This window comes from Dactylosporangium sp. NPDC051087, assembly GCF_055586325.1.
The window spans coordinates 180,602-192,178 of record NZ_JBVJIJ010000006.1 but is presented as its reverse complement, the minus strand read 5'-3'; the positions used below and the strand labels follow the sequence as shown (position 1 = coordinate 192,178).

General features: G+C 73.6%; 8 protein-coding genes and 1 pseudogene. 3 read left to right on the top strand and 6 right to left on the bottom strand.

The annotated features are described in order from the left end of the window. Positions 1–140 precede the first annotated feature (140 nt). The 3 genes from ACZ6TV_RS13875 to ACZ6TV_RS13865 are packed head-to-tail and all read right to left on the bottom strand — an operon-like array spanning position 141 to position 2,811. On the bottom strand, positions 141–1,316 hold the full coding sequence (locus ACZ6TV_RS13875) for a hypothetical protein (RefSeq protein WP_465297509.1): 1,176 nt from the start codon (positions 1,314–1,316) through the stop codon (positions 141–143). Next, a complete protein-coding gene (locus ACZ6TV_RS13870; protein WP_465297508.1) occupies positions 1,310–2,020 on the bottom strand; it encodes a hypothetical protein in 711 nt (236 codons plus the stop codon). Before ACZ6TV_RS13870 ends, ACZ6TV_RS13875 begins: the two co-directional genes overlap by 7 nt. Positions 2,021–2,034: 14 nt before the next feature. Then, positions 2,035–2,811, bottom strand: a complete 777-nt coding sequence (locus ACZ6TV_RS13865) for a hypothetical protein (RefSeq protein ID WP_465297507.1) — start codon at positions 2,809–2,811, stop codon at positions 2,035–2,037. A 211-nt stretch (positions 2,812–3,022) separates the two neighbouring features. Between ACZ6TV_RS13865 and ACZ6TV_RS13860 the strand changes: the two genes are divergently transcribed. Beyond that, on the top strand, positions 3,023–3,928 hold the full coding sequence (locus tag ACZ6TV_RS13860; RefSeq protein ID WP_465297506.1) for a DUF2690 domain-containing protein: 906 nt from the start codon (positions 3,023–3,025) through the stop codon (positions 3,926–3,928). Here ACZ6TV_RS13860 and ACZ6TV_RS13855 read toward each other — a convergent pair. From ACZ6TV_RS13855 to ACZ6TV_RS13845, 3 genes are read right to left on the bottom strand one after another with little or no spacing between them, the layout of a single operon-like run. Continuing rightward, positions 3,925–6,711 (bottom strand): tetratricopeptide repeat protein, encoded by a 2,787-nt coding sequence (locus tag ACZ6TV_RS13855; protein WP_465297505.1) that lies wholly within the window; start codon positions 6,709–6,711, stop codon positions 3,925–3,927. The genes ACZ6TV_RS13860 and ACZ6TV_RS13855 overlap by 4 nt on opposite strands. Beyond that, positions 6,708–8,660, bottom strand: coding sequence for a caspase family protein (locus tag ACZ6TV_RS13850; RefSeq protein WP_465297504.1), 1,953 nt, complete (start codon positions 8,658–8,660; stop codon positions 6,708–6,710). Before ACZ6TV_RS13850 ends, ACZ6TV_RS13855 begins: the two co-directional genes overlap by 4 nt. Positions 8,661–8,688: 28 nt before the next feature. Then, positions 8,689–9,927 carry a CHAT domain-containing protein gene (locus ACZ6TV_RS13845; protein WP_465297503.1) on the bottom strand — a complete coding sequence of 413 codons (1,239 nt, stop codon included), beginning with the start codon at positions 9,925–9,927 and terminating at the stop codon, positions 8,689–8,691. A gap of 318 nt (positions 9,928–10,245) precedes the next feature. Between ACZ6TV_RS13845 and ACZ6TV_RS13840 the strand changes: the two are divergent. Then, positions 10,246–11,049, top strand: a pseudogene (locus ACZ6TV_RS13840) (hypothetical protein); the annotation flags it as partial. A gap of 30 nt (positions 11,050–11,079) precedes the next feature. Then, the gene (locus ACZ6TV_RS13835) at positions 11,080–11,460 is read left to right on the top strand and encodes an RICIN domain-containing protein (protein WP_465297684.1); all 381 of its coding nucleotides are present in this window, start codon (positions 11,080–11,082) and stop codon (positions 11,458–11,460) included. Positions 11,461–11,577: the final 117 nt, after the last annotated feature.

The window sequence follows — 11,577 nt, the reverse complement described above, 5'->3', positions numbered from 1 at the left end:
GAAAGGGAAATTCGTACCCCTGCTCCTGCTACGGTGGTCTCTGAGAGAGGAGGGGGGAGGAGCAAAAAAGCGGCGCCAGCGAAAACAAAAAGGGGGGGGGGGGGGGGGGGCCCCCCCCCCCCCCCCCCGCTGCTCGTCGGTCACGGGTTGCAGACGGTCTCCCGGACCGGAGTGGTGGCTGACGTGCTGTCGATCCAGCCGGAGAAGATCGGGCCGGAGCCGGGGGCCTGGTAGTTGTAGGCGTTGAAGCCGACCAGTCCGAGGCCCTTCGCGTAGTAGTAGTCCTCCCAGCGGTTGTAGACGCCGTTGAACTGGTGCTGGGACTGCAGCTGGATCACGTTGCTCAGGGTGATGCCCGTCGGGGCGGTCCACGTCGCGAAGTACTGCATGAACACGATCCGGGAGGGGTCGGTGCCCCAGCCGGGCGCGGCGCTGCAGTTGCTCTTGTTGTAGACCCTGATCGCCGGGCTGCGCACCAGCGAGTAGCCCGGCGACACGTACCGGTCGATCCACAGGTCGCCCTGCGCACCGGCGCCGGTGTACAGACCGTAGAACGTGTTCTGGTCCGACGTGTCGCGGAAGCGGTAGATCGCGGTCGAGGTCGACCAGATCTCCTCCCAGTGCGCGTTCTTCACCTGGTAGTAGCGGCCGCCGGAGTACTGCAGCTGCATGTTCTCGCCGGTGTTCAGGTGGTGCGGGATGCTGTTCGCTCCGTCCGCCCGGATCACATAGGTCGCCAGGTCGTACGGCGCGGTCTCGCCGCCGCCGCCCCCACCGGTCAGCGACACGTCGTCGAAGGCGATCCAGCCGCCGTTCGTGGCCGGCAGGTTGGAGGTGGCGATCGCGACGTGCAGCGTGCTGCCGGCGGTGTAGTTGAACGAGCACGACACGGTGATCCACGATCCGGTGTTCGTCGGCGTCGAGCGGCAGTAGGTGCTGTCGAACAGCCCGTTGTCGGCCTGGACGAACGACTGCTGGACGCCGCCGGACCCGCGGACCTTGGCGCTCAGCGTGTACGTGCCGGACGGCGCACCCGTGATGTTCTGCCAGCTCACCAGGTTCGCGTTGAGGCCGGTGCCGCTGCCGAGCCCGTTGGGGTGGAAGAACGCGTTCGGCGCGCCGCCGGGCGGGTTCGCGCAGCACGTCTCGGTGCCGGCCGCGCCGCCACCCGTCGGCATGTTCCACCACGCGGTGCCGGAGGAGAAGTTGCCGTTGGTGACCCATTCCGCGGCCGCCGCCGGTACCGCCGACAAGCCCACGCTCAGCAGCGCCGCTGTCGCGGAGACGGCGATCAGGGGCCGCACCCCGCTCAGCACTGCGGCACCATCGTCTTCACGTCGTACAGGGTGTTGATCCAGGTGTCGGCGGAGTAGCCGGTCGCGCCGGTGGCCGGGTTCGTGATCCGGTCCCAGGTCGACGACGGCCAGGGGCCGGCCCCGACGTACTCGCCGAACGTGTAGCAGGTGATGGTCACCGTGGCGCCGTAGGCGGCGGAGCCGACCACGCCGTAGCCGGTGCCCGGGCCGGTCCGGATCGTCAGCGACGGGCTCGCCACGATCGTGCCGGTGACCTGCCCCGGCGGGTTGTTCAGCCGGTTGACCGCCGCCTGCGCCGCGGACAGCCAGCTCGCGTATGCGCCGTTGTTGTACGTCGACCACGGCTGCCAGTACGTGCCGCTGTAGGAGATCGTGTAGGCGGCGTTGGCGTTGCACTGGGCGTTGTACGCGCAGGAGTCGCTGACCTCGGGGTGCCAGCAGTTGTTGATCTGCCACAGGCCCCGGTCGAGCGAGCCGTTCGGGCAGCCGGACCCGGCCGGGTTGCCGGCGACCGCCGACGGGTTGCACGACGACTCCGCCATCGCGATGGCGACCGCGGTGACCAGCGAGCTGCCGCGGAACCCGGCGGAGTAGCCGGTCTGCGCGCACAGGTCGATGCCGGTGGCGGCGTTCGCGGTGGACGGCACGGCGACCGCGCCCGCGACCGCGAGCAGCGCGACGAGGGGGAACAGGAGACGGCGCATGACGGTCCTTCCGCTCATCGGCCGGCCCACTCGGGGTCGGCGTAGGACCAGCCGATGTACGGCGCGCCCGGCCAGTTGATGTTCACGCGGCGCACGGTGGGGGCCGAGGTGATGTAGTTGCCGTTGCCCTCGGACAGCATCACGTGGCCGAAGTAGCCGTTGATCGGTGCGCTGTCGAAGAACACCAGCGCGCCCGCCGGCGGGGTGCCGGTCGTGTGGATCAGGCCGCGGTTGTACAGCGCGTTGTAGTGCACGATCGCGGAGGCGTACCCGCTGGCGGCGCGGCCGTAGGCGTGGCCGACGAAGTTGTCGCACCAGCCGTCCCACGCGTGGTTGGAGTCGCCGAGGTCGCCGTTGGTGTACGCGTTGCCGAGCACCGAACGGGCCCAGTTCATCGCCCGGTCCTCGCGGGTGCCGGTCGGTGGCGGGCCGCCGCACTCGGGTTCGCCGGGCAGGTACTGGTTGAAGCCCGGCGTGTTGGTGTAGTAGTCGCTGATCCAGCCGGCCGCGGGTGAGCTGATCTGGTGCCAGACGGTGTTGCCGCTGATGTTCCGGCCGCGGACGGCGCACTCGGCGGTGAACGGGGTGCCGTCGCCGAGCACGGCGACCGCTCCCGCGCCCGCGTCGTAGGGGCTGGTGCGCACCTGGAGCCCGGCGCCGCCGGTGCCGGTGACGCTGTACCCGGTGATCCCCGCCGCCGCCGGGGTGGCCGTGCCGGTCAGCAGGGCTGCGGTCGTGGCGACGGCGAGCAGGAGCCCGCCGAGCCGCGACACTGCGTTGCGATGGAGCACGCGTGTCCTCCTAGTTGAACGCTGAAGAATGCGCGCGGGATGGCGCCCGCCAATAAGGACAACTGCGCAATGACGTGCCGCGCATGAGATCCTATTGACCGGCGCCAATCGGACGGGCATTCACTACCGGCCCGATCCTGCATGTGCACGCGAGTGGAAAGCACGTGCTTGACGCAGGTTGACACCACGGTTTCCACGGCAGGGAGTTCCCATGACGGGTCAAAACGGAAGTTACGGCGCGGCGCCGTCCGACAGCGACCGGCTCACCGAATTCGTCGCCGATCTCGCCGCTTTGCGCCGGGAAGCGGGCCAGCCGTCCCTGCGGAAGATGTCCGGCATCAGCCATTACTCGCACACCGCTCTGTCCAGCGTGCTGTCCGGGACGCGGCTGCCGTCGCAGGAGCTGACCCTGGCGTTCGTGCGCGCCTGCGGCGGTGACGGCGACGCGTGGCGGGAGCGCTGGCTGCGCGAGCACGACCTCCTGCACGGCCCGCCGACGGCACCGGCCGACCGCAGCCGGCGGCCGGCACCGGTGCCGGCCGTCGGCACAGAGACCGGCACAGAGAGCGCGGCGGCCACGGATGCCGCACCGCCGGCCCGCCACGGGCTCGCCCTGGGCATCGGGATCGCCGCGCTGGTCGTGGCGATCGTCGCGGCCATCGCCGTCGTGGCCGGCGTGTTCACCTCGGCGCCGAGATCCGGCCCGCAAGAAGCGGCCACCGGCGCGTCCGGGGCACAGGCCGCCGCGGACGGCAGCGACCCGCAGGAGCAGCGCTGCCAGCTCGACGCCGTCAGCCCCCACACGGTGCCGATCCCCGACGCGTACGGCAGCCTCACCCTGCGGTACTCGCCGCACTGCCGCGCCGCCTGGCCGTTGTTCGTCTCCACCGAACGGGTTCCCACCGGCGCCACCATCCGCCTGCGCGCCAGCCGCCCCGCCGACGGCGCCGCGAGCGCGTTCGACTACCCGTACATGATCCACCCGCAGGTCTTCAGCGTCTTCGGCAATGTCCTGCGGACCGCCGAGGGCTGTGTGTCGGTGTCGGTGGAGATCACCGCGCCGCAGAGCGGCGCCCGCCTCGCCACCGCCGAGACCCCCTGCATGCAACCGTCCTAGCGACCGGGGCGGGTGAGGGTGTCGTGGTGGTCGATGGCCTGCCGGCACTCGTCCAGACGGCGGGCCAGGTCGCCGTCGGCCGCGGCCAGGCCGGTCAGGTCACCGCGCAGCTCCAGCAGCCGGGTCCACAGCACGCCGCGGCCCTGTTCGAGGTGTGCCAGCGCGTCCGCCGGGCGGGCGGCGGCGAACGTGCAGGCGGCACCGTCGCGGGCCAGCGCACCGGCGTACGTGCGCAGCTGGTGCAGCTGGTCCTCGCGGCCGGCACCCCGCCAGGCCAGCAACGGCAGCAGCTCGTCGATCGTCCAGCCGTAGACGCCGGCGGCAGCGGCGGGACCCGACGTCCCGGCGATCGTGGCGGCGCACATCGACGCGGCCTCGACCCGGACCGGGACGGGCGCTGACACGATCTGCGCGCCCTGCCGCCAGGCCGCGACGGCATCGGTCAGGTCCGTGGCGCGGCCGAGCCGGTCGAACCGGGCGTACAGGCGACCGCCGAGGTTCGCCCAGAACGCGCCGGCGCCGCCGTGGCCCGCCGGGACGGCGGCGATGGCCTGCCGCTGCAGCGCGATGGACTCGTCGAGGTCGTCGAGGTCGCCGGCCGCCTCGAACCGGGCGACGAGCGCGACCGACAGGTTCGACAGCAGCAGCGCGTGGTCGGCGTCGCCGGGGGCGCCAGAGTCGAGCGCCTCCCGCTGCACGGCGACGTATTCGGCGAGGCGGCCGGGCGGCCGGCCCGTGGCGTCGTACAGCCGCCGCAGCGCCAGCCCGAGGTTGGTCAGGTAGATCGGGCGCCGCGGATGCCCGGGCGGGGTGGCGTCGACGGCCGCGCGGGCCAGGCCGGCGGCGTCGGCGAGATCCTCCGCGGCGGCGGTGCGGTCGTGGCGCTCCAGGTGCGCGATGGCGAGGTTGGACAGGAACCGGTGCCGGATCGGCGACCCCGGTCGCAGCCGGCGCAGGGCGTCAGCGCCCCGCTCGATCGCCTCGTCGAGGTCGTCGAGCGCGTCGGTGTACTCGTACCGCGTGTGCAACGCGATACCGAGGTTGGACAGCGCCCCGGCGACGTCCTCGCCGGTGCGGGTCACCGCGAGCCGGCCGAGGCGCACGGCCTCGTCCAGGTCCGTGCGGTCGCCGGTGCGGTCGAACCGCCGCCGCAGCGCGAAGCTCAGGTTGCTGGCCGGCTCGGCCGGGTCGGTGGCCAGGGCCATCGCCCGGCGGCCGGCCGCGACGGCCTCGTCCAGGTCGTCCTCGCGGCTGGTCGCGTCGTAGCGGGAGCGCAGCGCCCCGCACAGGCCTGAGTGCAGGTGGGAGTCGTCCGGGGCGAGCGCGAGCGCGGCGCGGCGCACGGCCACGCTCTCGTCGATGTCGGCGGGGTCGCCGGTGTGCTCGAAGCGGATGCGCAGGGCGGCGCCGAGGTTGCCCAGGCACCGCAGGCGCGCCGGGTGCGGGTCGGGGGCGGCCAGCAGCGCCTGGCGGTGCAGCGCGGCGGAACGGTCGACGTCGGCGGGGTCGCCGTGCCAGCCGAACCGGGTGAGCAGCGCGACGCCGAGGTTCGTCAGCAGGACCGGGTCGCCGGGGGCGCCGTCGAGCGCCGTGCGGAGCGTGCCGAGCGTCAGCTCCAGGTCCTCCGCCGTGGGCGTCGCCGCCATCCGGCGGCCGACGTCGATGACGAGGTCCGCGGCGACCGTCCGGTGCCGTGGATGCCCGGGCGGCACGAGGGCCAGCGCCTGCCGGCGGACGGTGATCGCCTGGTCGAGGTCGGCGCCGGAGCCGGTGATCGCGTGCCGTCCGCGCAGCGCGGTCGCGGCGTTGCTCAGGTGCTTCCACCGGTCGGGGTGCTCGCCGCCGCTCTCCGCCAGTGCCTGACGGGCGGCGGTCAGCGCCGCGTCGAGGTCGGCGGCCGCGGGCGCGGACCCGGACAGCAGCGCCGAGCTGAGGTTGGACAGGTACAGGTGGCGCCGCTGGTCGGTGGCCGGTGCGGCACGCACCGCGGCGCGCAGCACGGCGATCGCTTCGGCGCGGTCCTCGGGGGTCCTGGTGTCGCCGGCCCGGGCGAGCAGGGCGATGCCGAGGTTGGACAGGTAGGCCGCCTCCGGCGCGAGTTCGGCCGCCTCGCGGGCGGCCGCGATCGCCAGGTCCAGGTCGGTGGCCGTGCCGGTCGACCGGAGCACGAGGCTGCGGTTGGTCAGGAAGCGGGCGCGCAGCGGGTCGTCCGGGCCGGTGAGGTCGGTGGCGCGCCGCGCCGCGGCCGTGGCCCGTTCGAGGTCGGTGGCGTCGCCGGTCCGCTCGTACCGCAGGTGCAGCGCGCCGGCCAGGTCGTCGAACCAGCCGGCCGGTGCGGTGTCTCCGGTCGCGGCGCCGAGCAGGTCGACGGCCCGGTCGAGCAGGTCGGCGTCGCCCGTCCGGGCGGCCGCCGCCAGCATCGCCGCGCCGAGCCCGGCGGCTGCCGGCCGGTCGGCGCCGGCCAGCACCGACCTGACGACGGCGGCCCGCGCGTCGGGCGGCACCAGCTCCGGCGACGTGTCCATGACGGCACCGAAGTGGTGCAGCGACGCGGATCCGCTGGCCTGCTCCTCCTCGCCCGGGTCGAGCGCGTGGAACCGGCACCAGTGCAGCCAGCCGAGCACGCACGCCGCCTCGACCGGGTCGACCGACCGGTGCGGGTCCGCGGCGGCGGCCTCGAGCGCCGCCGCGTCGGCGAGCGCGGCGGGTGCGAGGACGGCCTTCTGGTCGCCGGCCAGGCACGCGGAGACGCGGGCGTGCACGGCGGCGAGTTCGGCGCTCACGCCCCGCCCGGGGGCGCCGCGCCGGGCATCCGGGTGGTGACCTCGACGACCTTCACCGCCCAGTCCAGCGCGGCCTGCGGCGCCACGTCGAAGTCGCGGCGCACCGCGCGGTGGCCGAGCCGGTCCAGGACGCCGGTGATCCCGCGCCGGACCTGCCGCATCGGGGTCCGCTGCGCCTCCCCGAGCCTGGGCAGCAGAAACGAGTCGGAGCTGAACGGCTCCTCCGACACCAGCAGCATGAGCCAGTCCGTGGCGGACGCGCCGGGCGTCCCGACCAGGTCCGCCGGCAGGCTCAGGGTGATCGCGGCGCGGTTGCCGGCCTCCGCGGTGTGCAGGCCTTCGACGTACTCACCGGAGAAGAGGCTCGGGTGCAGGCGGAAGCGGTCGGTCAGGTCCAGCAGCACGCAGAACAGCCGCCGGGTGGTGGTGTTGCGGAGCCGGACGAAGACCGACGGCGGCTCCCATTCGGCGCCGTTCCAGGTGTACGCGAAGTCGAGGCCCGTCGAAGGCGCGCGAGCGGGCCGCTGCCCGCCGGGTCCGGCGCGCACGACGTCGATCTCCACCGCGTCCTCCAGCGCCGGCGACGCGCTCTGCAGGTTGCGCACCTGCAGCCAGCGGGCGATGTGCTCGAGGTCCTGGACGGTCCGCAGGACGCCGCGGTCGTCGATGCCGGACGGGGGTGCGAGGGGTTTGCCGTCCGCGCCGGTCACCTGGATCGACCGGCCGTCCTCGGCGTGCCGGACCCGGAGCACGAGCCGGGCCGTGGGTTCCTCCCGGGGGTGGATGACGCGGATGTGCGGCGACGGGCGGCCGGTGGGGCCGGCCGTGGCCACGACGTCCTGCAGCCGCCGGGCGAAGGGGTCACCGGCCCGGATCGACACGGCCACCGGCGGCAGCGGCACGTCGGTCAGCACCATCTCGTACTGCCGTTCCTCGTCGGGTGACCAGCCGACCGGCTCGACGACGCTGCGGTGCGTGTCGACCCCGGCGACGCGGACCTCCCGCAGCGGGTCGGCGCGGTGCACCCCGAGCCGCGCGTCGACGACCACGCCGTGCACCGCTCCCGCGTCCACCTCCCACTGCCCGCGCAGGTGCCGCATCGTGAGTTGGGTGGTGCGCGGCCGTAGCGTCCCGCCGAGGAACGCCTCATCGGCGAGGTCGCCGAGCGCCTCGAGGGCCGGGGTCTGCGTGAGGAGCCGGCCCTCGACCCGGCAGCGGGCGTAGCCGAGCACGTTGCGGTAGGTGGCGTCCGGGCCGAGCCGGGCCACGGCATGGGCGAGCGCCTCGGTGAACACGCCGTGGACGCCACCCGGGAACGGCCACTCGTTGGCCAGTTCCCATTCGGTACAGGCGGCGAGCGCGACGTGCCCCGGTTGCTGCGCGCCGGGGGTCGGCCGGGTCGGGTCGGCGGTGGTCAGCTCGGGCAGCAGGTCCCGCAGTTGCGGCGGGGCGGTGAGGGCGGGCGCGAGCCGGGGTGTCACCCCCGGCGGCGGGTCGCCGCGCAACGCGCCGCGGGAGTGGCACGAGTCCATGACGGACACCATCCGCGTCCCGTTGGCGACGACCTCGCGGACGAGGACCGCGAGCTCCTTGTCGTACAGGTCGGGGGCGCCGGCCCGGCTGTCGTGGCACACCGTGGTCTGGCACATGCCGGCGCTCTCGGCGTACCAGATGTCCTCGGGCAGCGGTCCCGTCGAGCCGTGGCCGCTGTACCAGAACAGCGCGATGTCCCCGGGTCCGGCGGCGCCGAGGTGGCTGCGGAACGCCCCGATGACGGCGGCCCGGGTCGCGTCGGCGTCGCAGAGCATCGCGACGTTCAGGTCCTCGGCCGGGACCCGGTCGCGCAGCAGCCGTTCGGCGAGCAGGACGTCGTTGACGCAGCCGCTCAGGTTCAGCCGTGGCAGCCGGTACACGTCGATCCCGACGAGCAGGGCGTAGACCTTGGGCATCGGCGGGCGCTCCTGTGGTTGCGGCGGCTCAGGGGCCGGTGTGGGCGAACGGCGTCCAGACGCTGGGCATGTCACGGCGTTCGGCGCGCAGGCGGCGCACGGCATGATGCAGTGCGGCGGCGGCCCGGTCGGCGTGCAGGACCCCGCCGGGCGCGACGGCCGCGTAGACGTCGCCGGCGACCTGCGCGGCCTCCTCGTCCCACACCGACCACAGGGTCGCGATGACGTGCCGGTAGCCGGTGTAGTGCAGCGCCGCGGCGAGGGTGATCGCCTCGTCGGGCAGGTGGACGCCGCCGACGGCGGTCTTGCAGCCGGACAGGTAGGCGAAGTCGCCGCGGTACTGCTGCGAGCTCAGATCGGTGACGGTCAGCGTCCCGTCCTCGACGATCAGCCCACCGCGCGACGGGTCGGCGAGGTTCTGCTCGCCGTGGCAGGCGAAGTGCACGGCGCCGTGGTTGCGCAGCTCGGCCAGCACGGTGCCGCGGGTGGCCCGCGCGCCGACCAGCGGTGTGCAGCGCTCGCCGAACAGGTCCCTGACGAGCCGCTCCTCGACCTCGACGTTGGGCAGATCCGCCTGCGACGGCGTCTGCGGCATGCCGACGAACAGCATCCGCCGCCCGTCCGCGGCCTGCGCCGCCTCGTCGGCCCGGGCCTCCACGAGCGCGCGCAGCGTCGGCGTGTACGACGAGATGACCCGGTCCAGGACCGCCTCGCCGGGCGTCGCGTGGTCACCGGCGGCGTGGATCGGCAGCAGCGCCAGCGGTCCCGTCGGGCACCACCAGACCCGCGGCCACTCCCCGACCGGCGTCGTCGTGTACCCCAGGTGCCCCAGGATCTTCCCGGCGAACGCGTCCCACATCCACCGCAGGCACCGGTCCAGGGCGGCCTCGACGGTGTCCGCGGCCACGGTCACGTCGGCGTCGCGGTGGAAGCCGTCGCGCCACGTGTCGCCCTGCCGCGCACCGACCGCGTCGAGGTACGCCTGGACCTCCCTGGCCACGTCCTCCTGCCGCAGCTCCGGCAGCTCGACGACCTCCACCCCGGACCGCTTGACGACCAGCGCGTCGCACCGCCACCGGCTGATGTTGATGATCACGACCGGTCCGCGGTCCGCGGCCGGCAGCAACGTCTCCAGCCGCGGCGGGCGCAGGAAGTCCTCGAACCCGTCGATGGCCCGCACCTGCTCGACGAGCTCGTCCCATTCACGGGCCAGCGCCATACGGCGGTCGACGTCCTGGGTGGTCCGGTCGGGGTTGCCGGGCATCATCGATCCATCAAACCGGATCTCGTTCGCGGGTTGAACGCCGAGCGCCGGATCCCACCCGAACGTCCGACCGCTGTCCGCCCGCCCGGTGGCCCCCGTCCGGCGCGGGCCGCATTGTCATGTCCGGTCGGCCGCACCGTTCGAGTGCGGCGCGGACCTCGTCGATCCGGTCGGCCGGTTCGCGGTGCCGTCCCGTCGACGGACATCCCGCCGCCCCGTCCGTCACGCGGGTCGAGTGCGTTTCGAAACCAGTCACGGCAATCGCGACGTACTCATTAGCTTGAATGCGACCTGACCCCGCCAGGAAAGGGCGTGTCCGTGATGCGGTCCATCGTGCGACGGTTGGTGCTGTTCGGGGTGATGATGGCGGCCACCGCCGTCCCGGTCGCGGTGGCCGGGCCGGGTGCGGCGGACGCCGCCGCCGTGGTGCAGCGGCCGGTGCCGCAGTCCGTGGTGGCGCGGTTCCAGCTCGACACCCGGTGGTACGCGAAGTACGTGGAAGGTCCGGTCGACCCGGCGACCGGCGTCGCCATCCCGGTCCTCGGCTCGGCCGCGATCGCCGACTCGACCCTGCTCAAGGCCGCCCGGCAGGCGAACACGCTGGTGAACACCTACCCGACCCGCGCGGTCGCCGAGATGAACCGGCGCAACGTGCGGATCGTGATGATCGCGCGCAGCGAGCGGATGAGCTCCATCCCCGAGGTCTTCCGCGACGCCGGTACGTCGATGGACGAGCGGTACTGGGCCGGGATGGGCGGCGCGCTGACCGTCGGCACCGAGGCGAACCTCATCGACGACCAGGGCGGCGAGAACGTCTTCATCCACGAGTTCGGGCACACGGTCGACGGGTGGGGCCTGCGGTACACCGACCCCAGGTTCGGACCGGACCTGGACGGCGCCTACAGCCGTGCCCGGTCGATGGGCCTGTGGAACAACACGTACGCGGGCTCCAACGTCAGCGAGTACTGGGCCGAGGGCGTCCAGGACTACTTCGACCTCAACCGGCAGGGCCCGGCCGGCGGCGACGGCGTCCACAACGACATCAACACCCGCGCCGAGCTGGCCCGCTACGACACGGCGCTGTTCGCGCTGCTGGACCGGGTGTACCGCGGCACCGTCCTGGAGCCGGCCGACCCGCAGCCCGGCACCGGCCAGATGATCATCGGTGCGGGGTCGAACCGCTGCGTCGACGTGTCCGGCGGCCGCGCCGACGACGGCGCGAAGATCCAGCTGTGGGACTGCCACGGCGGGCCCGAGGTGCGCTGGACGTGGCGCGGGCAGCAACTGGTCAACGCGCGCACCGGCAAGTGCCTCGACATCACCGGCAACGGCACGGCCGACGGGCTCAAGGTCCAGCAGTGGACCTGCAACACCGCCGGCGGGCAGCTGTGGCAGCTCGTCAACGGCAACCTGCGCAACCCCCGGTCCGGCGAGTGCCTCGACGCCGACGCGTGGGGCACCGCCAACGGCACCCAGCTGATCATCTGGTCCTGTGGCGCCGGCCAGTCCAACCAGACCTGGCGCTTCCAGAGCTGACGCCGGTCGCGGATCGGGGGGGGGGGCCCCCCCCCGGGACGCCCACACCGGCAGCTACCGTCGGGGAAGGGCCCCGTACGTTTTCCGCAAACCATGAAGAACGAAAGACTGAGCAAC